The organism is Sphingobium sp. FG11, assembly GCF_057809915.1.
Window position 1 is genome coordinate 130,489 of record NZ_JBMDKW010000005.1, and the last position, 21,239, is coordinate 151,727.

General features: G+C 65.6%; 22 protein-coding genes and 1 pseudogene. 8 read left to right on the plus strand and 15 right to left on the minus strand.

The features are described from left to right. The first annotated feature begins 2 nt into the window (after window positions 1-2). A complete protein-coding gene (locus tag ACODSN_RS06260) occupies window positions 3-908 on the plus strand; it encodes a pirin family protein (RefSeq protein WP_489053977.1) in 906 nt (301 codons plus the stop codon). 8 nt (window positions 909-916) lie between these two features. Here ACODSN_RS06260 and ACODSN_RS06265 read toward each other — a convergent pair whose 3' ends face one another. Continuing rightward, a complete protein-coding gene (locus ACODSN_RS06265; RefSeq protein ID WP_489053979.1) occupies window positions 917-1,717 on the minus strand; it encodes an MJ0042-type zinc finger domain-containing protein in 801 nt (266 codons plus the stop codon). Window positions 1,718-1,886: 169 nt separating this feature from the next. Here ACODSN_RS06265 and ftsE point away from each other — a divergent pair, with 169 nt between their 5' ends. From ftsE to ACODSN_RS06285, 4 genes are read left to right on the plus strand one after another with little or no spacing between them, the layout of a single operon-like run. Further along, window positions 1,887-2,600 (plus strand): cell division ATP-binding protein FtsE, encoded by a 714-nt coding sequence (gene ftsE, locus ACODSN_RS06270; RefSeq protein WP_489053981.1) that lies wholly within the window; start codon window positions 1,887-1,889, stop codon window positions 2,598-2,600. Further along, window positions 2,597-3,517: a cell division protein FtsX gene (locus ACODSN_RS06275; RefSeq protein WP_489053983.1), complete on the plus strand. Its 921-nt coding sequence runs from the start codon at window positions 2,597-2,599 to the stop codon at window positions 3,515-3,517. The genes ftsE and ACODSN_RS06275 overlap by 4 nt, the downstream gene beginning before the upstream one ends. Then, the gene (locus ACODSN_RS06280) at window positions 3,514-4,044 is read left to right on the plus strand and encodes a YdcF family protein (RefSeq protein ID WP_489053984.1); all 531 of its coding nucleotides are present in this window, start codon (window positions 3,514-3,516) and stop codon (window positions 4,042-4,044) included. The genes ACODSN_RS06275 and ACODSN_RS06280 overlap by 4 nt, the downstream gene beginning before the upstream one ends. 17 nt (window positions 4,045-4,061) lie before the next feature. Next, window positions 4,062-4,760 (plus strand): lysophospholipid acyltransferase family protein, encoded by a 699-nt coding sequence (locus ACODSN_RS06285; protein ID WP_489053985.1) that lies wholly within the window; start codon window positions 4,062-4,064, stop codon window positions 4,758-4,760. Between the two features lie 64 nt (window positions 4,761-4,824). Here the strand turns inward: ACODSN_RS06285 and ACODSN_RS06290 are convergent, their stop codons facing one another. The 3 genes and pseudogenes from ACODSN_RS06290 to ACODSN_RS06300 all read right to left on the minus strand — a co-directional run bounded on the left by ACODSN_RS06290 (window position 4,825) and on the right by ACODSN_RS06300 (window position 7,823). Further along, complete coding sequence (locus ACODSN_RS06290; protein ID WP_489053986.1) at window positions 4,825-5,730, minus strand: prephenate/arogenate dehydrogenase family protein; 906 nt, start codon at window positions 5,728-5,730, stop codon at window positions 4,825-4,827. 3 nt (window positions 5,731-5,733) lie between these two features. Continuing rightward, window positions 5,734-6,831, minus strand: coding sequence for a histidinol-phosphate transaminase (hisC, locus tag ACODSN_RS06295; protein ID WP_489053988.1), 1,098 nt, complete (start codon window positions 6,829-6,831; stop codon window positions 5,734-5,736). A gap of 40 nt (window positions 6,832-6,871) precedes the next feature. After that, window positions 6,872-7,823, minus strand: a pseudogene (locus tag ACODSN_RS06300) (2-hydroxyacid dehydrogenase). Window positions 7,824-7,907: 84 nt separating this feature from the next. Between ACODSN_RS06300 and metX the strand changes: the two are divergent. Together metX and metW are read left to right on the plus strand one after the other, a co-directional pair. Further along, window positions 7,908-9,044, plus strand: a complete 1,137-nt coding sequence (gene metX, locus ACODSN_RS06305) for a homoserine O-acetyltransferase MetX (RefSeq protein WP_489053989.1) — start codon at window positions 7,908-7,910, stop codon at window positions 9,042-9,044. Window positions 9,045-9,058: 14 nt separating this feature from the next. Beyond that, window positions 9,059-9,649: a methionine biosynthesis protein MetW gene (metW, locus tag ACODSN_RS06310; RefSeq protein WP_489054134.1), complete on the plus strand. Its 591-nt coding sequence runs from the start codon at window positions 9,059-9,061 to the stop codon at window positions 9,647-9,649. 309 nt (window positions 9,650-9,958) lie between these two features. Here the strand turns inward: metW and ACODSN_RS06315 are convergent, their stop codons facing one another. From ACODSN_RS06315 to hisN, 10 genes are all read right to left on the minus strand, one after another. Continuing rightward, window positions 9,959-10,837, minus strand: a complete 879-nt coding sequence (locus ACODSN_RS06315; protein ID WP_489053991.1) for a TIGR03619 family F420-dependent LLM class oxidoreductase — start codon at window positions 10,835-10,837, stop codon at window positions 9,959-9,961. 127 nt (window positions 10,838-10,964) lie between these two features. Beyond that, window positions 10,965-12,542: a peptide chain release factor 3 gene (locus ACODSN_RS06320; RefSeq protein WP_489053993.1), complete on the minus strand. Its 1,578-nt coding sequence runs from the start codon at window positions 12,540-12,542 to the stop codon at window positions 10,965-10,967. A 69-nt stretch (window positions 12,543-12,611) separates the two neighbouring features. After that, on the minus strand, window positions 12,612-13,277 hold the full coding sequence (locus ACODSN_RS06325; RefSeq protein ID WP_489053994.1) for a DsbA family oxidoreductase: 666 nt from the start codon (window positions 13,275-13,277) through the stop codon (window positions 12,612-12,614). Next, window positions 13,274-14,200, minus strand: a complete 927-nt coding sequence (locus tag ACODSN_RS06330; protein ID WP_489053996.1) for an aldose 1-epimerase family protein — start codon at window positions 14,198-14,200, stop codon at window positions 13,274-13,276. The genes ACODSN_RS06325 and ACODSN_RS06330 overlap by 4 nt, the downstream gene beginning before the upstream one ends. Window positions 14,201-14,219: 19 nt before the next feature. Then, a complete protein-coding gene (gene pheT, locus ACODSN_RS06335; RefSeq protein ID WP_489053997.1) occupies window positions 14,220-16,637 on the minus strand; it encodes a phenylalanine--tRNA ligase subunit beta in 2,418 nt (805 codons plus the stop codon). Then, entirely contained in the window at window positions 16,634-17,725 is a 1,092-nt protein-coding gene (gene pheS / locus ACODSN_RS06340; RefSeq protein ID WP_489053998.1) for a phenylalanine--tRNA ligase subunit alpha, read from the minus strand. The genes pheT and pheS overlap by 4 nt, the downstream gene beginning before the upstream one ends. A 61-nt stretch (window positions 17,726-17,786) precedes the next feature. Further along, window positions 17,787-18,113 carry a GIY-YIG nuclease family protein gene (locus ACODSN_RS06345; protein ID WP_489053999.1) on the minus strand — a complete coding sequence of 109 codons (327 nt, stop codon included), beginning with the start codon at window positions 18,111-18,113 and terminating at the stop codon, window positions 17,787-17,789. A gap of 125 nt (window positions 18,114-18,238) precedes the next feature. Then, window positions 18,239-18,604, minus strand: coding sequence for a 50S ribosomal protein L20 (rplT, locus tag ACODSN_RS06350; protein ID WP_489054001.1), 366 nt, complete (start codon window positions 18,602-18,604; stop codon window positions 18,239-18,241). Window positions 18,605-18,617: 13 nt separating this feature from the next. Further along, window positions 18,618-18,821 carry a 50S ribosomal protein L35 gene (gene rpmI / locus ACODSN_RS06355; protein WP_007711873.1) on the minus strand — a complete coding sequence of 68 codons (204 nt, stop codon included), beginning with the start codon at window positions 18,819-18,821 and terminating at the stop codon, window positions 18,618-18,620. A gap of 144 nt (window positions 18,822-18,965) precedes the next feature. Beyond that, window positions 18,966-19,760 carry a histidinol-phosphatase gene (hisN, locus tag ACODSN_RS06360; protein WP_489054003.1) on the minus strand — a complete coding sequence of 265 codons (795 nt, stop codon included), beginning with the start codon at window positions 19,758-19,760 and terminating at the stop codon, window positions 18,966-18,968. 96 nt (window positions 19,761-19,856) lie between these two features. Here hisN and ACODSN_RS06365 point away from each other — a divergent pair, with 96 nt between their 5' ends. Next, window positions 19,857-20,093 carry a hypothetical protein gene (locus ACODSN_RS06365; RefSeq protein WP_489054004.1) on the plus strand — a complete coding sequence of 79 codons (237 nt, stop codon included), beginning with the start codon at window positions 19,857-19,859 and terminating at the stop codon, window positions 20,091-20,093. Window positions 20,094-20,174: 81 nt separating this feature from the next. Here ACODSN_RS06365 and ACODSN_RS06370 read toward each other — a convergent pair whose 3' ends face one another. Further along, a complete protein-coding gene (locus tag ACODSN_RS06370) occupies window positions 20,175-21,110 on the minus strand; it encodes a ribose-phosphate pyrophosphokinase (RefSeq protein WP_489054005.1) in 936 nt (311 codons plus the stop codon). Between the last annotated feature and the right edge of the window lie 129 nt (window positions 21,111-21,239).

Sequence of the window (21,239 nt, forward strand, 5' to 3'; positions counted from 1 at the left end):
GCATGACCCTGGACGACCTCGTGATTCAGACGATCACGCCCACGACCCATGATCTCGGCGATTTCAAGGTGTACCGATCGCTGCCGGTCAAGGGGCGGACGATGGTCGGCCCCTTCATCTTCTTCGATCAGGCCGGTCCCGCGAAGTTTGGCGCGGGCGAGGGCATCGACGTGCGACCCCATCCGCACATCAGCCTCGCGACCGTCACCTACATGTTCGAAGGCGCGTTCCTGCACCGCGATTCGCTGGGCAGCGAGCAGTTGATCGAGGCCGGGGCGGTCAATCTGATGACGGCGGGCAAGGGCATCGTTCATTCCGAACGCTCGCCCGATAGCGAGCGCGCTAAGCCTTCCAAACTCTCCGCTATCCAGACCTGGCTGGCGCTGCCCGACGCCCGAGAGGAAATGGACCCGGCGTTCGAGCATGTCGCCGAGAACCGGCTGCCAGTAATCGATTTTGGCCAGGCGCGCGCGCGCATCATCATGGGGTCGCTCTGGGGCGAACGCGCGCCCGTCACCACCTATGCGCAGACCCTCTATGCCGATATCCAGCTTTCGCCCGGCGGGATGGTGCCGATCGAGCCGACGGCGGACGAACGCGCTATCTATGTCGCGGGCGGCGACGCGGCGCTGGACGGCGTCGGCCTGTTGCCCCAGACGCTCTACGTGCTGCGCCCCGGTACGCACGCCACGCTGACCAGCGTCGATGGCGGGCGGGTGATGCTGTGCGGTGGCGAGGCGTTTACGACACCGCGCCATGTCTGGTGGAATTTCGTGTCGTCGAATCCCGACCGGCTGATGCAGGCGCGTGAGGATTGGGAAGCGCTGCGCTTCCCGCTGATACCCGGCGACGATTCGGAGTTCATCCCGGTCCCGCAGGGCCGGCCAAAGACGGTCAGCTATCCGTAGCTGCGATCTTACTGCACGAAGGCGAGCGAAAGATTTTCGGCATTTTTCGGAATGTCGATCCGGCTTTCGTTGATCGACGCTTCTTCACCGGGCTTTAGCAGGGTGCGGTCGGCCTTGGTCGTCCAGCTGAACACCAGCCGGTTCTGCCGGTCGCGCAGCTGCACCAGCACCGGGGGCACCGGCAGCGCCTGCTTGCCGCTGTTCACGATCCGCGCGCCGAACGCGAAATATTCCTCGCCGGTCGGCAATTTGCGTCGCTCGGCGGGCTTGGACAGGTAGAAAAGTAGGTCGGGATCGCCCTCGTCCGCGACCAGCCCGAGATTGACCGCCCAGCTGGGTGGCCCGAACATATAAAGCGCGCCACCCGTCGCCGCGACGATCAGGAAAAAGCCCACTGCGGCATAGGTCCACAGCTTGAGCGGATTGCGGCGTGGCCGGGATAGCGACGCGGGCGCGACCGGAACATCGCTTTCCACCCGCGCTTCCGGGGCGCGGGCATAGATATCGTCGAAGCGGTTATCCGGCACGGGCGAAGGCGCGTCGGCGACTGGTTCCGGTATGGACGGGGGCGAAGCTTCGGCGTCAGGCTCGTTCACCACCGCAGCCGCAGCCGCTGGCGCAGTCGCGACAGGGGCGGGTTCCGGGACGGGCGCGGATGCAGCTGCATCCGGCGTGCGATCGGGCAGCGCGGCGGCGTCCTGAAACCAGCTATGCTTGCACGCCGCGCATCGCACCTGGCGACCATTCGCACCGACTGCGGTGTCGGGAACAATGTAGCGCGTGGCGCAGTTCGGGCACACCAGGATCATTCCGCTTCATAGGCATGGCAGGGACTCGAGGGCAAGCGGTCGATGACGCTGCCTGTCGCATGGTCGCGACTCGCGGTTTGCGGCCATGGGCTTTACGGCTCCCCGCCCGCTGTGCCATGGCTGTGCAGTTGGGGAAGCAGGGGAGCGCGAAAGCGCCGGTTTTTATAGCATGTCGACCATCGTCCAGTTCGAGAATGTCGGTCTGCGCTATGGTCTGGACAGCGAAACCCTGTCCGACGTCAGTTTCTCGCTGCATGGCGGCGGCTTCTATTTCCTCACCGGCGCCTCCGGTGCAGGCAAGACCTCGCTTCTGAAGCTGCTATACCTCGCCCAGCGGCCCAGCCGGGGCGTCATCCGCCTGTTCGGCGAGGATGTGGTGACGCTGCCGCGCAACCGCCTTCCCGGCTTTCGCCGTCGCATCGGGGTGGTGTTTCAGGATTTCCGCCTCGTCCCGCATTTGTCCGCCTATGACAATATCGCGCTGCCGCTGCGCGTCGCTGGCATGGAAGAAGCGGAGGTGGATGCGCCGGTCAGCGAAATGCTGAACTGGGTCGGCCTGGGCGATCGCGGGCAGTCGCGACCAGCGACATTGTCCGGCGGAGAGCAGCAGCGCGTCGCGATCGCCCGCGCGGTGATCGGCCGCCCCGAAATCCTGGTCGCGGACGAGCCGACGGGCAATGTCGATGCGGACATGGCGCACCGGCTCATGACCCTGTTCGAAGCGCTCAATCGGCTCGGCACGACGATCGTCGTGGCAACCCACGACCTGCCGCTGATCGGACAGGTGGCGGGCGCGCAGATGATGCGGCTCGACAAGGGACGACTGGCCGATCCCACAGGAGCGTTGCGCTATCCGCCGCGCGCACCGGGCACGAACGGATGACCGCCGGCCTTGACACAATCAGGCCCGACAAGGCCGGGGCGGCGGCGGCGCGCCACAGGCTGCTGCCGGAAGGGCGGGTGGCAGGCCCGATGCCCTGGATCATCGCGATCATGATGTTCCTGACCGTGCTCGCCGCTGCGGCTGGCCTGGCCCTGGGTGCAGCAGTGCGATCGATGGGCGCGGATCTGGCGGGACGCGCCACCGTTCAGATCGTGGAGGCCGAACCGCAGGCGCGCGACCGGCTCGCGGCGCGTGTCGTGCAATCCCTGCGCGCCGCGCCGGGGGTCCGCGCCGTCAACCCGGTCGATCCGGCGACTCTCTCCGATCAATTGCGCCCCTGGCTTGGTCAGGATGCGGCCAGCGGCGACCTGCCCATTCCCGCGCTTATCGACATCGAACTGACGCCCGGCGACGCCACCGCGAAGGTCGGCCAGTTGCGCCGCCTGTTGACCGGCCTGTCGGACAAGGTGCGGATCGAGCCGCATGCCGCTTTCCTGCTGCCGATCGCTGGCTTGTTGACCGTGCTCGGCTGGCTCGCCGCCGGTGTCGTCGCGCTGATGACGCTGGCGACCGGCGCGGTCGTCGTGCTGGCCGCGCGGGGCGCGCATGACAGCCATCGCGTGACCATCGACGTGCTGCACCTGATGGGCGCGACCGATGTGCAGATCGCGCGGCTGTTCCAGCGCCGCATCGGTCTCGACGCGCTGCTGGGGGCGGTCGCGGGCTTCATGGCGGCGCTGATCGTCGTCGCTTTGCTGGGCGCGCGCCTGATGGCGACCGGGTCCGATCTGTTGCGCGCCGTCCATCTGGCCCCGAGCAGCTGGCTGTGGCTCGCGCTGCTGCCGGTGGGTGGCGTCGTCCTTGCGACCGTGGCCGCGCGCTGGACCGTGCTGCGCGCGCTGGGTCGCTCGCTATGATCGTCCGGGCGGCGGCTCTTTCCCTGCTCGCCTGGATGCTGGGCTTTGCCTGGTTCGCGATCTTCCTGCCACAGCCGCTCGACGGGCGGGCGACGGACGCGATCGTGGTGCTGACCGGCGGGGCGGGCCGGATCGACCGCGGCATCGCACTGATGGAGGCGGGCGCGTCTCGCCGCATGCTGATTTCGGGCGTGGATCGCGCCGTGCGCCCGTCCGAACTGGCGGCGCAGTATAAGGCGCCGGATCGGCTTTTCACTTGCTGCATCACCCTGGGCCGCGAGGCGATCGACACCCGGTCCAACGCGATCGAAACCGCGCGCTGGCTGGAGCGGCGCAATTATGCGACGGTGCGTCTTGTCACGACGGACTGGCATATGCGCCGCGCCGCGCTGGAATTGCGGCAGGCTTTGCCCGATCGGGTTACGCTGGTCTATGATGCGGTGCCCAGCCGGCCGACGCTGCCGGTGCTGGTTCGCGAATATAATAAATATCTGCTCCGCCGGGCCGCGGCGCTGATCGGCATCTGACGGATATTGATCCTCCCATGATTACAGCATTGCGTTCCCTCGCCTTCACAATGGCCTTTTATCCCGGCAGCCTGCTGTTCGTGCTGGCCGCGCTGGCGGTGAGCGGGATCGCGCCGGGGCAGGTCCAGCATATCGCCACGCGCTGGAGCCGCTATCATCGCTGGTGCGCACGCTGGCTGCTGGGGCAAAAGGTGCATATCGACGGGGAGATTCCGCGCGGCCCCTATCTCTACATCGTCAAACATGAATCGATGTTCGAAACGATTGATATTCTCAGCATCTTCGACCGGCCGGTACTCGCCGCCAAACGTGAACTGTTCAATATTCCGCTGTGGGGCGTGATCGCGGCGCGCTACGGCCTGTTGCCGGTGGAACGAAGCGGTGGCGCGAGTGCGATGCGCGCGTTGCGGGCGGGTGCGAAGGCGGCGCATGCGGAAGGCCGCGCGCTGTGCATCTTTCCGGAGGGCACCCGCGTCCCCCATGGCGAAGCGCCGCCGCTGCGGTCTGGCTTCGCCGGGCTATACGCGCTGCTCAAATTGCCGGTGGTGCCGATCGCGATCGACAGCGGCCGGGTGTCGCCGCGCGGCAGCTTCCTGAAACGGCCGGGGGTCATCACCTACAAGGCGGGAGAGATTGTTCCCGCCGGTCTCGATCGCGAGGAAGCCGAACGCCGTGTCCACGCCGCGATCAACGCGCTGAACAAAAAATCGACTTAATGACTTGTCTGGAACTGCCGGTGCGGCAAACCTGAAATACGCTCTTCCGCACATTTCCAACTACCTAATGACTCCGCCCGAAATCGGGCTTGGCGTCGTCCTGACCCTGTTCGATGATCGACCGGCGGATCGCGCGGGTGCGGGTGAACAGGTTGAACAGCGCATCGCCATCGTTCCAGCGGATCGCGCGTTGCAGCGCCGAGAGATCCTCCGAAAAGCGCTGGAGCATTTCCAGTACGGCGTCCTTGTTTGCCAGGAACACATCGCGCCACATCGTCGGGTCAGACGCGGCGATGCGGGTGAAGTCGCGAAAGCCGCCGGCGGAATATTTGATGACTTCGGACTGGGTGACGTCCTCCAGATCGCTGGCGGTGCCCACGATCGTATAGGCGATCAGATGCGGCAGATGACTGGTCACGGCCAGCACCAGATCATGATGGGCCGGGTCCATGATCTCGACATCGGCGCCCACACGCCGCCACAGTTCCGACACGCGCTCGACGGCGGCGGGATCAGCTGACGGTGGCGGGGTGACGATGCACCAGCGCCCCTTGAACAGCGTCGAAAAGCCCGCTTCCGGTCCGCTATTCTCGGTGCCCGCGACCGGATGAGCCGGAATGATCGAGCGGCCGGGCAAGGCGGCGGTGATCTGCGCCAGCACATCCGCCTTGGCCGACCCCACATCGCTGACGATCGCGTCGGCCGGCAAGTCGTCGGCGATTTCCGCCGCCGCCGCGCCCATCGCGCGCACGGGTACGCACAGCACCACCAGATCGGCGTCGATGACCGATGCGCCCGCCGTGTCGGTGATGTCGTCGCACAGGTCGATCGCGCGGGCGATCTCCCGCACCGCCGGGCTGGTGTCATGCCCGGTGACGCGCACTGTCGGCATCGTCTCGCGAATGGCGCGGGCCAGCGAAGAGCCGATCAGGCCAAGACCGATGATGGTGACGCGGGCGAAAGGCAGCATGGCTCAGGCGGCTTCCGCCATGGCGCGCAGCTTGGCCGCGACCGCGCGCACCTGCTTCTTGGTGCCGATGGTGATACGCAGGCCGTTGGGCAGGCCCTGCCCCGGCAACCAGCGGGTCGCATAGCCTTCGTCCCACAATCCCTTCATCGCGGCTTCGGCGGTCAGCGTGCCGTCGAACAGCACGAGCAGGAAATTGGTCTTGCTCGGCACCGCGCGCAGGCCGTGATTGGAAAGCGCCGCGATCTCGTCCGCCAGCCAGCTGCGCCAGCGGGCGTTGTGCGTCCGGCTGAAGTCGACCCATTGCGTGTCCGCGATGGCCGCCGCCGCCGCCGCCTGCCCGGCGCTGGTGACGTTGAACGGCGCGCGGATGCGATGGAGAATGTCGATCACCTGCGCGCTCGCATAGCCCCAGCCGATCCGTTCGGCGGCGAGGCCATATATTTTCGAGAAGGTCCGCGTGACCAGCACGTTACCGGCATTCTTCGCAAGCGCCAGCCCGTTATCATCCTCATCGGCGTCGAGATATTCGGCATAGGCCTGATCCAGCACGAACAATATGTCCGGACGCAAACCTGCATGGAGGCGCGCAATCTCCGCCGCGCTCGTCATCGTGCCGGTCGGATTGTTGGGATTGGCGAGGAACACGACCTTCGTCTTGTCCGTCACGGCGGCGAGCAGTGCATCGACATCGGTCGCATAGTCGGCGTCGGGGGCGATCACTGGCGTAGCGCCTACGCGCCGCGCGGCGATATCATAGACCGAGAAGCCGTAGCGAACGTAAAGAATTTCGTCCCCCGGCCCCGCATAGGCGCTGGCTGCGAGGTGCAGCAGTTCGTCCGAGCCGGTGCCGTAGATGACCCGCGCGGGATCGAGACCGTAATGACCGGCGATCGCCTCGCGCAGCAGGGTCGCGCCGGGATCGGGATAGGTGGCGAGGTCGGCGGTCGCGGCGACCATCGCCTCGCGCGCCGCCTGCCCCGTGCCAAGCGGATTTTCATTGGCGGACAATTTGATGAGCGGGCGGCCATCGTCCGCCGCCGACTTGCCGGGAACATAGGGCGCGATGCCCAATATCCAGTCCTTGGGTGCTGGTGTCGTCATGCCGCGCGCTGTAGCCTTGTCTCGAACAGAAGGCAAAGCGCTAGACGACCGGCGTCGGCAGTGGTTGTCCGGCGAAATGCGCATCGAGATTGGCGAGCACGAGATCGGCCATCGCGGTGCGGGTTTCCACCGTGGCGCTGGCCTGATGCGGTTGCAATACGACATTGTCCATTGTGAGCAGCGCGGGCGGCACATGAGGTTCATGCGCAAAACACGTCGAGGCCCGCTCCGCCGATCCGCCCTTGTTCCAGCGCCGTCACCATGGCCTGCTCGTCGATCACCGCGCCGCGGCTGATATTGATGATGACCCCCTTAGGCCCGAGGGCTTCGATCGTTGCGGCGTCGACCAGACTGGTCGCCTCCGGTCCACCCGAGGTCGCGACGATCAATATGTCGCTCTCCCGCGCAAGCGTGACCGGGTCGGCCACATAGTGATAGCCGCAATCTGCTACCTCCCGCCGGTTGTGATACATGATTCGGGAGGCAACCGGCTCCAGACGGATGGCGATCGCACGGCCGATTCGTCCAAGCCCCAATATGCCGATCCGCTTGCCCGTCACGCGCCCGGACAGCGCCGGAACCGCGCCGCGTTCCCAAGCGCCCGACCGTATCAGCCGATCGTTGGCGGCAATATTGCGCACCGTGGCGTATAACAGCCCGATCGCGAGATCCGCGACATCGTCGGTCAGCACATCGGGCGTATTGCTTACCCGAATGCCCCGCATCCGCGCATGATCGATATCGACCTTGTCGTAGCCGACCGAGAACAGGGCGATGATCTCCAGAGCCGGCAACGCGTCCATAACGGCGGCGGACGCGCCCGCGCCACCGAAACTGACGAGCGCCCGCGCATGCCGCACGGCTGGCGGCGGCGTGGCCGGATCGGCCCCGACCGGCAGGCCATGGACCGCGAAACGCTGCTCCAGCGCAGTCAGCAGATAGGGGGACAGCGCGCCATAGGCGACGATGGGTATACGGGCGGAGTCGATCATCGCCGCTTCATAGTCATGCCGATCGCCTCTCGCTATCGCAAAGGCCAGATTGACAGCTTCCGGTGGCGGTCCTAGCCGATTCTCATGGCATCCATCCCTCTATCCGATGACAGCCGCTTCGGCCTCCGCCGGCAGGTGCGTCTCGCCGGCCCGTTGCGGCTGGACAGCGGCGCCAGCCTCGCGCCGGTCGAGATCGCCTATGAAACCTATGGGGCGATGAATGCGGAGCGATCCAATGTCATCCTGATCTGCCATGCGCTGACCGGCGACCAATATGTGGCGTCCGATCACCCGTTTACCGGCAAGCCCGGCTGGTGGTGGCGCATGGTCGGGCCGGGGAAGCCGGTCGATCCGGCGCGGCATTTCATCGTCTGCGCCAATGTCATCGGCAGTTGCATGGGATCGTCCGGCCCGGCGACGCCCGATTCGGCCACCGGCGCGCCCTATGCCATGCGCTTTCCGGTGCTGACCATCGCCGACATGGTGCGGGCGCAGGCGTTGCTGCTCGACCATCTGGGCATCGACCGGCTGAGCGCGGTGATCGGCGGATCGATGGGGGGGATGCAGGCGCTGACCTGGCCGACGATATTCCCCGAGCGGGTCGAAAGCTGCATCGTCATCGCCTCCACCGCCCGGCACAGCGCGCAGAATATCGCCTTTCATGAAGTCGGGCGGCAGGCGATCATGGCCGATCCGCACTGGCGCGGCGGCGATTATTATGCCGACGGGCAGGTGCCGAGCGCGGGCCTGGCCGTCGCGCGCATGGCCGCGCACATCACTTATCTGTCCGAAGCGGGGCTGACCGAGAAGTTCGGCCGGCGTTTGCAGGCACGAGACGCCAAGACCTTCGGCTTCGACGCGGATTTTCAGGTGGAAAGCTATCTGCGCCATCAGGGGCTGAGCTTCGTCGAGCGATTCGACGCCAACTCCTATCTCTACATCACCCGCGCCATGGACTATTATGACATTGCCGAGGATCATGGCGGCAGTCTGGCCGGCGCCTTCACCGCGTCGAAAGCGCGCTTCTGCCTCGTCAGCTTTGATACCGACTGGCTCTATCCCACCAGCGAATCGCGAATCATCGTCCATGCGCTCAACGCCAGCGGCGCGCCGGCGAGCTTCGTCGAACTGTCCAGCCCGTTCGGCCACGACGCCTTCCTGCTCGAATGTCCGGAGCTGAACCGGGTGGTGGACGGCTTTCTCAAGGGCGGCCGGGCGTGAGCGGGGCAGTGGGAATCGAGCCGCTGCGTCCCGACCTCGCCCTCATCGCGCGGACGGTGCGGCAGGGCGCGCGGGTGCTGGACGTGGGCTGCGGCGACGGGGCGCTGATGGCGGCGCTGCGCGATGCCAAGCAGGTTGACGCGCGGGGGCTGGAGATCGACGGCGGCAATGTCGCGGCGGCGGTCGGGCGCGGGCTTTCCGTGGTGCAGGGTGACGCCGACACCGACCTAGGCTATTATCCCGACGCCAGTTTCGACTATGCGATCCTCAGCCAGACGCTCCAGACGACGCGGCGGCCCGACATGGTGGTGGACGAACTGCTGCGCATCGGGCGTCAGGCGTTCGTGTCCTTTCCCAATTTTGCCCACTGGCGCGGTCGGCTGTCGCTGATGTGGGGCGGGCGGATGCCGGTGACGCGGCTGTTGCCCGATACCTGGTATAATACGCTCAACATCCATCATGTGACGGTGGACGATTTCCGGGCGCTGGTTCGGACACGCGGCTGGACCATCGATGGCCAGTGGTTCCTCAAGGGCGACCGGGAAACCACCCACGCCAACGCGAATCTTTTCGCCGAACATGCGGTGTTCCTGCTGCGCAAATAGGACGCGGGCGGACGAATGGCTCGCCGCATCGCCGCTTTTCCGCCGAAGTATACGCTCTGGCGCGTGCGCGCCTGCGCGCGCGTAGGCGCGAGGGCAGGGATTTCCCGACAGTTCAAAGACCGGGAGAGAGTATTTCGGCAGACTGGCGATAGGACAGGGTGAAAATGCCGTTCCGGGAGGAAATAGGACGGCTTTCATCGCCCCTGTGGCCGCAGGGCGACAGCACGCCATCCGCCACGCCTCCCGTTCCACTGCGGACACCGCGCCGATGATAGGCGGGAAGGGAAGGCGTGACGGCTGGCGAACGACCTACTGGAACGCCTTGGCGATCGCGCCCAGCCGGTCCAGGCTTTCCCACTGGACCTCGGCGGGTTCCTGCATGAAATAGAGCAGCATGCGCTTGAAGCCCATCGCGTGCAGTTCCTCGACCCGCTTTTCCACGCCGCCGGACGTCGAAAAAGCCGCCAGCGGATCGATGAGGACCGTAAGATCCATATCGTCGAAGGACCGGCCGAGGCGGTCGCATTCTTCGCGCAGTTCGGTGACGCAACTGGCCATTCGTTCGCCCTGATCGACCGGCAGCCACCCGTCGCAATAGTCCGCGGCGCGGGGCAGAGCCAGCCTGTTCCATGCACCCATCAGCACGCGCGGGCCGCCCGGCTGGACCGGCTTGGGACCGCACCACATCGGATCGAAATGGATCATTTCGCCCGAAAATTCGGCGATTTCGTTGTTCCAGATCTCGCGCATCGCCAGGACGGATTCCCGCGTGAACTTCCAGCGATCCTTGAAGTCGATGCCATAATCCGCCATTTCCTCGGCGCTCCAGCCCGCGCCGACGCCCAATATCACGCGGCCCCCCGAAATCTGGTCGAGCGTCGAAATCATCTTCGCCAGACGGATCGGATGATGTTCGGGAAGGATGAGGATCGACGTGCCAAGCTTCAGCGTGGTGGTCGCGTCGGCGATGTTCATCAGGGTGAGGAGCGGATCATACAGCTCGCGATAGGTGGCGGGCGTTTCCTTATATTCGGGGCGCAGCGATTTTTGCCCGGTGGGAACGTGGGAATGTTCGCCGATCCAGATCGATTCGAAGCCATTCGCCTCCGACCATTGGGCGACTTCCTTGGGCGAAAGCATGAAGTTCGTGAAAGCGCTCGTCAGACCAAAGATCGGGCCGTCACCCATATTGTCTCTCCCATAGGCACCAGGCGTCGCGTTGCGCCTGCGGGCTTATCGAAGTCTGGCGATGCGTTGGCAACAACCCACCGGATCGACCAGTAGCTGCCCTTCGTCGTGCCTGAACGGACGGCCCTTACCGTTCCTTTGTTGCGCTGAACTTCACCTTGGGGTGGCGTTCCTGCTGGTAGCCGATGTCCCACGCGCTTTTCGCCATGAAGACGAGGTTGCCGTCGCGATCCTTGGCCATGCTGCCGCCATTATAGGCGACCAGATCCTTGATCGCGGCTTCGTCGCCGCTGATCCAGCGCGCGGTGTCGTAGGGGGAGGGTTCCAGCCCGGCGGCGACCTTATATTCCGCCTCCAGCCGGGAAATCAGCACTTCGAGCTGCAATTGCCCCACGACGCCGACAATCCAGTTGCTGCCGATGTCGGGATAGAAAACCTGGATCACGCCCTCTTCGGACAGGTCATCCAGCGCCTTGCGGAGCTGCTTGGTCTTGGTCGGGTCCTTGAGTTGCACCCGGCGCAGGATTTCGGGCGCGAAATTGGGCAGGCCGGTGAAGCGCAGCCCCGGTTTCTCGCTCAGCGTGTCACCGACCCGCAGCGCGCCATGGTTGGGAATGCCGATGATGTCGCCGGGAAACGCCTCGTCCGCCAGTTCGCGGTCCTGCGCGAAGAAGAGGATCGGCGAATGCACCGCGAGCGGCTTGCCCGATCCGCTCGGGGTCAGCTTCATGCCGCGTTTGAATTTGCCCGACACCAGTCGCATGAACGCGATGCGGTCGCGGTGCATCGGGTCCATATTGGCCTGCACCTTGAAGATGAAGCCGGTGACTTCGCTGCCCTCCGGCTCGACCGGCGCGGGCTGCGCCGGCTGGGCGCGCGGCGGCGGCGCATGGGCGGCGAGCGCGTCAATTAGTTCGGTGACGCCGAACAGCTTGAGCGCCGAACCGAAATAGACGGGGGTCAGATCGCCATGGCGATAGCGGGCGAGATCGAAATGGGCATAGCCGCCCTGCGCCAGTTCCGCCTCCTCGCGCAGCTTTGCAAGGCCCCGCGGCGAGATGAAGTCGGCGAGCCTTGGATCGCCCAGCCCGGTGAACTGGTGCCGTGTCCCGTCAAATTCCTTGCTCGGCCCGGTCGGCTGCATCAGCCGGTTGGTGGCGAAGTCGTAGATACCTTCGAACTCGCCGCCCATGCCGACCGGCCAGCTCATCGGGCACACGTCGAGCTGCAACTGGTCCGCCACCTCGTCGAGCAGGCCGAAGGTCTCGCGCCCTTCGCGATCGACCTTGTTGACGAAGGTGATGATCGGCACATTGCGCAGGCGGCACACCTCGAACAGCTTGCGCGTCTGCGGCTCGATGCCCTTGGCCGCGTCGATCACCATGACGGCGCTGTCGACGGCGGTCAGCGTGCGATAGGTGTCCTCGCTGAAATCCTCATGCCCCGGCGTGTCGAGCAGGTTGAAGGTGATGGTTTCGCCATCGCGGGTCCGTTCGAACGTCATGACCGAGCTGGTGACGGAAATGCCGCGCTGCTGCTCGATCTTCATCCAGTCCGATCGCGCGCGCCGGTTCGCCCCGCGCGCCTTGACCTCGCCCGCCATATGGATCGCGCCGCCTTCCAGCAGCAGCTTTTCGGTCAGCGTGGTCTTGCCGGCGTCCGGGTGGGAAATGATCGCGAAGGTGCGGCGGGATGGAATGCTCATGGCCCGCTCCTATAGCGATTATCGCCGCCCGCGCCAGCATTCCGGGCCGCGTTCCGGCCACACTCCGAGTCAGTGCGGCAGCGCCTCCGCCGGCTCCGCCGCGATCTGGCGCAGGGCCTGTTCGAACGTCTCCACCGGCTGCCCGCCCGAGATCAGATATTTTCCGTCGATCACGATCGCCGGGACGGACTGGATACCGCGATTGCGCCACAACGCCTCGTCCGCGCTGACCTCCTGCGCATAGCGGTCGCTGGTGATGACGGCGCGCGCGGCATCCGGGTCCAGCCCGGCGCGGGCAGCGATGGCGGCCAGCACATCGGGATCGTCCATCGCCTCGCCCCGCGTGAAATGGGCGTCGAACAGGGCGCGCTTGCAGGCATGTTGCTTGCCTTCCAGCCCCGCCCAGTGCAGCAGCCGGTGCGCATCGAACGTATTATAGACGCGCGCTGCGTCCGACACGCGCATGTCGAACCCCTCCGCCGCCGCGCGTTCGGCAATGGCTCCGCGCTTCTCCAGCGCATCCTGCGCCGAGCCACCGAACTTGCGCTGCATCAGGTCGGTCAGCTTCTCGCCGCCGCGCGGCATGTCGGGTTGCAGCTGGAAGGGCTGGAAGTGGAAATCGACCGCGACCTCGCCTTCCAGCCGTTCGACCGCTTGTTCCAGCGCGCGCAACCCGATGATGCACCAGGGGCAACTGATGTCGGATATGAAGTCGATGCGGATGGATCTGGTCATGCGGCGTCTCCCGGTTGCGCCCCGACATAGGGTGCCGGGTCCGGCGGCGCCAGCGTCACAGCCATGCGGAAGGACCGCGTGTCGCCGGGCAACAGGCTCATGATCCCCTGTTTGTCCCAGACGTCGCCGGCGAAGCCGACAAGGTCCGCCATCCCCGCCCATGGCTCGACGCACAGATAATGCGCGCCGGGCTTCTGCCACAGGCCTAGCCAGGAGGTGTCGGGGAAGTCGATTTGCAACCGGGTCCGACCGGGCACGCCCCAATACAGGCTGCGGCTGTGCAAATCATCCCAGATCAGCGCGTCGCCCTCGAACATGGCATAGGTCGGTGCCAGCACGTCGCCGTCCACCGGTGAGGCGATGCTCTCCCGCGCGATCAGGCCCGGCTCGTCGCCGACTTTGCGGATCGGCGCTGGCTCGGATCGTTCGAACAGGATGCGATGATCCTCGACGGCACCGCCATAGGGCAGGGGCCAGGCGAAAGCGGGGTGATAACCGAAGGAAAAGGGCATGGCCGCCTCGCCCCGGTTGCTGACGGTCGCCGTCATCATCAGCGTCGCGCCGCTCAGGGCAAAGCGCATGTCGAGCCGGAAGTCGAACGGATAGACGGCGCGGGTGGCCGCGTCAGCCTCCAGCCGGAAGGTGGCGCTGTCCGTCTCCCGTTCGATCGGATCGAACGTCATTTTCCGCGCGAAGCCATGCTGCGCCATCGAATAGTCGCGCCCGTCGAGCCGATAGACGTCGCCGCGCGACCGGCCGACGAAGGGAAACAGCAGCGGCGCATGCCCGGTCCACCAGCGCGGATCGGCATCGGTCATCAGCGCGCGCCCGTCCGCATCGCTCAGCGACCACAATTCCGCGCCCAGCGGGTTGATGGCGGCGGACAGGGCCTCCGATCGAATCGAAACCAGATCGTCCGCCATGTCCCTCTCCTTTTAAGCCTCAGCCGCGCAGCACGCCGCCGATTTTCGCCGCCGCTTTCACGATCGCCGCGCTGATCGCGTCCAGTTCTTCCTGCGCGAAGCTCTTTTCGCCCGGCTGGAGCGTCACTTCGATCGCGACCGACTTATGGCCGTCCTCCACGCCCGGCCCGACGAAGATGTCGAACAGGCGCGCATCCACGATAGCTTTCTTGTCCGCGCCCCGCACGGCGCGCACCAGCGCATCGGCCTCGACCGCATCGGCCACGAGGAAGGCGAAGTCGCGCTTCACCGCTTGCAGCGCGGGCGGCGCATAGGGCGCGCGCATGAAGCCCGCTTTGCGCTTGCCCGGAATGGCGTCGAGGAAGATCTCCCCGGCCACCGCCGTGCCGCTCACGCCGAACTGTTTGGCGATGGCGGGATGCAGCACGCCATATTCGGCCAGCACGGTTTTCGGCCCGAGCCGCAGCGTGCCCGACTGCCCCGGATGATAGGCGGCCGACGCGTCATCGAAATTCTGGAGATTGGCGACCGGCGCGCCTGCGGCGGCGAGCAAAGCAAGGATTTCCGCCTTGGCGTCGAAGGCGTCGAACGGCTGCGCCTTGCCCGATCGCCAGCCGCGCGGGGTTTTGTCGCCCGCCAGCACGAAGCCGACCGTGGCGCGCTCGCCCTGCCTGAAATAGCGGCGGCCCAGCTCGAACAGCCGCACCGACGCCGCGCCGCGATCCATATTGCGGCGCGTCGCCGACAGCAGGCCGGGCAGCAGCGAGGGCCGCATGACCTTCAGATCCTCCGAAATCGGGTTGGCGAGCGACCATTGGCCGCCGCCGACCGACGCGGCTTCCTTTTCCGAGAGGAAGGACCAGTTGATCGCTTCGGAGAGGCCACGCGCGGCGGCGGTGCGGCGCACGCGGCGTTCGACCAGCTGTTCGGGCGTGGCGGTCGGACGGGCGACGCCGGGCAGGCGGGGCAGCGGCGTCGAGGGCACACGGTCGAGACCGACGATGCGCACGACTTCCTCGACGATATCGGCCCAGCCATCGACGTCGCGCCGCCAGCTCGGCACGGCGATGGCCCAGCTTGCGGGCACGCTCACCGGCACGCCGTCCTGATATTCGACGGCTGATGCTTCGCCGCTGACGGTGAAGCCCAGACTTTCGAGGATGCGCTTCTGCTCGTCCGCCGCGACATCGACGCCCGCGAGCGCGAGGCACTGCTCGGGGGCATAGGCGACCGCCTTGTTCGCAGCCGGCGGCGTGCCCGCGCGGGTCGCTTCGCTTGGGGAACCGCCGCACAGGCTGGTGACGAGGAAGGTCGCGATCGACAGGCCATCGTCGAGGAAGGCGGGATCGACCCCGCGTTCGAACCGGCCGCGCGCGTCGCTGGTCAACGCCAGCTTCTGCCCGGTCATCGCGATCCGTTCGGGCGTGAAATACGCGCATTCGATCAGCACATCGGTCGTATGCGGCTGCGCGCCCGAATGTTCGCCGCCCATGATGCCGCCGATATCGTGCACAGTCTCGTCGTCCGCGATGACGGTCATCGACTCGTCCACGCCATAGGTCTTGCCGTTGAGCGCCAGCACCTGCTCGCCGCTGCGCCCCTTGCGCGCGACGAGGGGGCCTTTCAGCGTCGCCATGTCATAGACATGGAGCGGGCGGCCGAGGTCGATCATGATATAGTTGGTGATGTCGACGAGCGCGCTGATCGGCTTTTGCCCGATCGCCTTTAGCCGCCGCGCCATCCAGTCGGGCGACGCGCCATTGGTCACGCCGCGCACCGATCGGGCGAAGAAGGCGGGGCAGCCTTCCGCATCCTCGATCCGCACGTCGGGACCGGGACTCGCGCCCTCGATCGTGGGCACGATGATGGCGTTGAGCGTGCCGAGGCCCGCCGCCGCCAGATCGCGCGCGATGCCGCGTACGCCCATGCAATCCTGCCGGTTCGGTGTGATCGACACGTCGATGACGGGGTCGTTCAGCCCCGCATATTGGGCATAGACCTGCCCGACCGGCGCATCGGCGGGCAGTTCGATGATGCCGTCATGATCCTCGCCCAGTTCCAGTTCGCGGGAAGAGCACATCATGCCGTTGGATTCGACGCCACGGATCGCGGTTTTCTTCAGCACCATGCCGTTCGACGGCACCACCGCGCCTTCGACCCCGAACACGCCGATCAGGCCCGCGCGGGCGTTGGGCGCGCCGCATACGACCTGAAGCGGTGCGCCGTCGCCCTGATCCACTGTCAGCACTTGCAGCTTGTCGGCCTGCGGGTGGCGCTCGGCGGTCAGCACCCTGGCGATGCGGAACCCGCCCAGCTTTTCGGCGGGGTCATCGACGCCCTCGACCTCCAGCCCGATGGCGTTCAGCGTCTTGAGGATCGTCGGCAGGTCGGCATCGGTCGCCAGATGCGTCTTGAGCCAGTTCAGCGTGAATTTCATGCGCCGACTCCTCCCGACAATGTGGGCACGTCGAGAGCGGAGAAGCCGTAATGTTTCAGCCAGCGCAGATCGCCGTCGAAGAAAGCGCGCAAATCGTTCATCCCATATTTCAGCATGGCGAGCCGGTCGACGCCGGTGCCAAAGGCGAAGCCCTGCCATTCGTCCGGGTCCAGCCCGCACGCCTCGATCACCTTGCGATGGACCATGCCGCTGCCCAGCACTTCCAGCCAGCCGCCATCGGGCGCATCGCCATCGCCGCCGATGACCCGCTGGCCGTTGATCGCAGTATAGCCGACATCGACCTCGACCGACGGTTCGGTGAAGGGGAAATAGCTGGGGCGCAGGCGCAGGACGATATCCTCACGCTCGAAAAATGCCTTGAGAAAGGTTTCCAGCGTCCATTTGAGATGGCCTAGCGTGATCCCCTTGTCGATCACCAGCCCTTCGATCTGGTGGAACATCGGCGTGTGGGTCGCGTCGCTGTCGCTGCGATAGACGCGGCCGGGCGCGATGATGCGGATCGGCGGGGGCGTCGTCATCATCGTGCGGATTTGCACCGGCGAAGTATGGGTGCGGAGCAGCATCCGTTTCTGCCCCTCTTCATCGGGGAAGTAGAATGTGTCGTGCATCGCGCGCGCGGGATGGGTTTCGGGAATGTTGAGCGCGGTGAAATTATGCCAGTCATCCTCGATCTCCGGCCCGGTGGCGACCGAGAAGCCGAGATCGGCGAAGATCTCCGCCAGTTCGTCCATCACTTGGCTGACCGGGTGGACGCTGCCCTGCGGACCCGGATCGGCGGGCAGGGTCATGTCGACCGTCTCCGACGCGAGCCGCGCGTCGAGCGCCGCCTGATCGAGCGCCGCCTTCTTCTCGCCAATCGCGGCGGCGACCGATTCGCGCAAATCCTGGATCGGGGGTCCCTGTTCCAGCCGCTCGTCCGCGCTCATGCCGCCCAGCGTCTTGAGCAATGCGGTGACGACGCCGCTCTTGCCGAGCGCGCCGACGCGCAGCGCTTCCACAGCCTCGGGCGTCTGCGCGGCGGCAATGTCGGCCAGCAGGCCGGCTTTCAGATTGGCAATCTCAGTCATACTCAGTCATCCAAATTCCGTCATTCCCGCGCAAGCGGGAACCCATCTCCTGACCTTTCAATCAGCCGCCACGCAAGGACGGTAAAGGCTCAAAACCCAAACTGAGAGCCAGGTCGTCCCAGTCGGGGTTGCAGGCTTCGATCAGGTCGATCTTCCACTGCCTGTTCCATTTCTTGATCCGCTTTTCCCGCAAGATCGCGCTGCCCATATTGTCATGCGCCTCGAACCAGACGAGGCGTTTGACGCCGTAGTCGCTGGTGAAGCCCTGTATCAAGCCGTTTCGATGCTCGTACAGGCGCTTTATCAGGTCGGAAGTGACGCCGGTATACAGCGTGCCGTTCCTGCGGCTGGCGAGGATATAGACTGTCGGGTCAATCTCGCGTTTCAAGGCTTGCTCAGAAAATGGGTTCCCGCTTTCGCGGGAATGACGAAACAAATGTCAGTCGACCAGCAAACGAAAAGGGCGCCGGAAGCTTCCGCCCGGCGCCCTTTCGGTTTACTGTCGCTGTCTGCTTATGCAGCCGCGGGCAGAGCCGCCTTCGCCTGGGCGATGATGGCGCTGAACGCTGCGCCTTCATGCATCGCGATGTCGGCCAGAACCTTGCGGTCGAGGTCGATACCGGCGAGCTTGAGGCCGTGCATGAACTGCGAATAGGTCAGGCCCTCGGCGCGGACGCCGGCGTTGATGCGCTGGATCCACAGGCCACGGAAGCTGCGCTTCTTAACCTTGCGATCGCGATACGCATATTGGCCGGCCTTTTCGACCGCCTGACGGGCGACGCGGATGGTATTCTTGCGACGGCCATAATAGCCCTTCGCCTGTTCCAGAATCCGCTTGTGCTTGGCGCGGGTGGTTACACCCCGTTTGACGCGTGCCATGGTGCTCTACTCCTTATTTCAGGCCGTAGGGTGCCCAGAGGCGGACGTGCGCGACGTCGGCATCGGACAGCACGGACGTGCCACGGTTCTGGCGAATATATTTCGCATTGTGGCTGATCAGCCGGTGACGCTTGCCGGCGACGCCGTGCTTCACTTTGCCGGTGGCGGTGAATTTGAAGCGCTTCTTCACACCGCTCTTGGTCTTCATCTTGGGCATTTTCGTCTCCTTATCCAGCGCGACGATTACAGACAGCCACGGCAGCCCTAGTTAGCCGGGCGGTCCCTCTTGAATATCGCGAAGGGCGCGCCTTAGGGGGCCGGGCGCCGAAAGGCAAGCGATTCGCGAGCCTCTCACCTCTGCTCAGTGGTGATGAGGACCCTCATGGCCCTGCGCCAGCGCTTCCAGTACATCGTCGAGCCGTGCGGGATCGCCCAGCGCGATCACCTGCCCGTCGCTGTCGGCGGTCAGCGGGTCGCCGCTCCAGTCGCACATCCGTCCACCCGCACCCTCGACCACGGGCACCAGCGCGGCGATATCGTGCAGCTTGAGGCCCGCTTCGACCACGATATCGACATGGCCGGACGCGACCAGCCCGTAATTATAGCAATCGCCGCCCCAGATCGTGTCGCGGCACTGCCCCGCCAGCCGCGCGAAATGCTCGCCGGTGCAGCCGGGGAAGAGTTGCGGCGCGGTCGACGCGAGGATTGCCTGATCGAGATCGCGGCAGGCGCGGGTGCGGATGGGCTTGCCGTTGAAGGTCGTGGGTTGGCCCGTCATCCCGGCCCAGCGCTCGCCTGCGACCGGCTGGTCGATGATCCCGACGGTCGGCCAGCCGCCGAGCGTCAGCGCGATCAGCGTGCCGAAGATCGGCCGACCGGCGATGAAGCTGCGCGTGCCGTCGATCGGATCGAGAATCCACACCCGTTCGGCATCTTCGCGCGTCGCGCCATATTCTTCGCCGATAATGCCGTCGCCGGGACGTTCCTTCTCCAGAATCGAGCGGATCGCGATCTCCGCCGCGCGATCGGCTTCGGTCACGGGCGACTGGTCGCTCTTGAAATCGGTATCGTAGCGCGCGCGGAAAAAGGGGCGGATCGCGGCGCCGGCGGCGTCGGCGAGGCGGTGGGCGAGGGCCAGATCGTCACGGGTCGTCATGCCCCCCGCCTAGCGGCTAAGTCGGGCGGGCGCTAGGCTGGCAAGGCCGGTCGCGCTTAAGCCTTCCGCAACCTCGCCACGCTAAGTCTCTTGTCCATGGCGTTTGTGGGTTGGATCATCGGCTTTGTCGCCCTGTTTGCGGGGCTGGCGCTGCGGCAGGATATGCCGGTCGGCGGATCGGCGATGCTGTCCAATCTCCTGCTGGCGCTGGCGGTGCTCGCCTGTCCGATGCTGTGGGGCGCGAAGCCGCTCGGCATCACACGCGGACAGCGCGTGATGCTGGGGCTGGCGCTGCTCTTCTGCACGCCGATGCTGCTGTTTCCCGCCGCCTGAGCGAAAGTCGCGCCGCGCGACTTTGTTATGGAACGGCACCGGCCCGCGCGGGCCGGTGCAGAATCCGCCTAAGCGGACAAATCAATCGAACAGGCTGGACACCGAACTCTCGTCCGCGATGCGCTTGATCGCTTCGCCGAGCAGCGGCGCGATCGGCAACTGGCGGATGCGGGATGCGCCGTTCACCGCCTCGGTGCCCTGAATCGAATCGGTGATGACCAGTTCCAGCAGCGAAGAGGCTTCGACTCGCGCCACCGCGCCGCCCGACAGCACGCCATGGGTCACATAGGCGACGACTTCTTCCGCGCCCGCGGCCTTCAGGGCGGCGGCGGCGTTGCAGAGCGTGCCAGCCGAATCGACGATATCGTCGATCAGGACGCAGAATCGGCCCTTCACGTCGCCGATGATGTTCATGACTTCCGATTCGCCGGCCCGCTCGCGGCGCTTGTCGACGATGGCGAGCGGCGCGTTATCGAGTCGCTTGGCGAGCGCGCGGGCGCGCACCACGCCGCCGACGTCGGGCGACACGACCATCAGGTTGCGGTCGCCAAAGCGCGCCTGGATATCGGCCGACATCACCGGCGCGCCGAACAGATTGTCGGTCGGAATGTCGAAAAAGCCCTGGATCTGCCCCGCATGCAGATCGACCGAAAGGACGCGGTTGGCCCCGGCGGTGGTGATGAGGTTGGCGACCAGCTTGGCCGAGATCGGCGTACGCGGGCCGGGCTTGCGATCCTGCCGGGCATAGCCGAAATAGGGCACGACCGCCGTGATCCGCTTGGCCGACGCGCGCTTGAGCGCATCGACCATGATGAGCAGTTCCATCAGATTGTCGTTGCACGGATAGCTGGTCGATTGCAGCACGAACACATCTTCGCCCCGGACATTTTCGTGGATTTCCACGAACACTTCCTCATCGGCGAAGCGGCGCACGCTGGCGTCCGTCAGGGGAATTTCGATATAGTCGGCGATGGCGGCGGCCAGCGGCTTATTGGAATTGCCGGTCATGAGCTTCATGGCCAAATCCCCCGATATAAATGGCGTGACGAATTGATGACGATGGTCGGAACGCCGCCCCTTTAGCGACGAGCGTCCCCGGTGGGAAGGCGCTTTTGCGCGGGCGGCGATTCTGAAAATGCGATATCA

Excerpts from the sequence above, each read along its gene's own strand:
- ACODSN_RS06260 (WP_489053977.1), top strand. The coding sequence starts at position 3 with ATGACCCTGGACGACCTCGTGATTCAGACGATCACGCCCACGACCCAT.
- ACODSN_RS06265 (WP_489053979.1), bottom strand. The coding sequence starts at position 1,717 with ATGATCCTGGTGTGCCCGAACTGCGCCACGCGCTACATTGTTCCCGAC.
- ftsE (WP_489053981.1), top strand. The coding sequence starts at position 1,887 with ATGTCGACCATCGTCCAGTTCGAGAATGTCGGTCTGCGCTATGGTCTG.
- ACODSN_RS06275 (WP_489053983.1), top strand. The coding sequence starts at position 2,597 with ATGACCGCCGGCCTTGACACAATCAGGCCCGACAAGGCCGGGGCGGCG.
- ACODSN_RS06280 (WP_489053984.1), top strand. The coding sequence starts at position 3,514 with ATGATCGTCCGGGCGGCGGCTCTTTCCCTGCTCGCCTGGATGCTGGGC.
- ACODSN_RS06285 (WP_489053985.1), top strand. The coding sequence starts at position 4,062 with ATGATTACAGCATTGCGTTCCCTCGCCTTCACAATGGCCTTTTATCCC.
- ACODSN_RS06290 (WP_489053986.1), bottom strand. The coding sequence starts at position 5,730 with ATGCTGCCTTTCGCCCGCGTCACCATCATCGGTCTTGGCCTGATCGGC.
- hisC (WP_489053988.1), bottom strand. The coding sequence starts at position 6,831 with ATGACGACACCAGCACCCAAGGACTGGATATTGGGCATCGCGCCCTAT.
- metX (WP_489053989.1), top strand. The coding sequence starts at position 7,908 with ATGGCATCCATCCCTCTATCCGATGACAGCCGCTTCGGCCTCCGCCGG.
- ACODSN_RS06315 (WP_489053991.1), bottom strand. The coding sequence starts at position 10,837 with ATGGGTGACGGCCCGATCTTTGGTCTGACGAGCGCTTTCACGAACTTC.
- ACODSN_RS06320 (WP_489053993.1), bottom strand. The coding sequence starts at position 12,542 with ATGAGCATTCCATCCCGCCGCACCTTCGCGATCATTTCCCACCCGGAC.
- ACODSN_RS06325 (WP_489053994.1), bottom strand. The coding sequence starts at position 13,277 with ATGACCAGATCCATCCGCATCGACTTCATATCCGACATCAGTTGCCCC.
- ACODSN_RS06330 (WP_489053996.1), bottom strand. The coding sequence starts at position 14,200 with ATGGCGGACGATCTGGTTTCGATTCGATCGGAGGCCCTGTCCGCCGCC.
- pheT (WP_489053997.1), bottom strand. The coding sequence starts at position 16,637 with ATGAAATTCACGCTGAACTGGCTCAAGACGCATCTGGCGACCGATGCC.
- pheS (WP_489053998.1), bottom strand. The coding sequence starts at position 17,725 with ATGACTGAGATTGCCAATCTGAAAGCCGGCCTGCTGGCCGACATTGCC.
- rplT (WP_489054001.1), bottom strand. The coding sequence starts at position 18,604 with ATGGCACGCGTCAAACGGGGTGTAACCACCCGCGCCAAGCACAAGCGG.
- rpmI (WP_007711873.1), bottom strand. The coding sequence starts at position 18,821 with ATGCCCAAGATGAAGACCAAGAGCGGTGTGAAGAAGCGCTTCAAATTC.
- hisN (WP_489054003.1), bottom strand. The coding sequence starts at position 19,760 with ATGACGACCCGTGACGATCTGGCCCTCGCCCACCGCCTCGCCGACGCC.
- ACODSN_RS06365 (WP_489054004.1), top strand. The coding sequence starts at position 19,857 with ATGGCGTTTGTGGGTTGGATCATCGGCTTTGTCGCCCTGTTTGCGGGG.
- ACODSN_RS06370 (WP_489054005.1), bottom strand. The coding sequence starts at position 21,110 with ATGAAGCTCATGACCGGCAATTCCAATAAGCCGCTGGCCGCCGCCATC.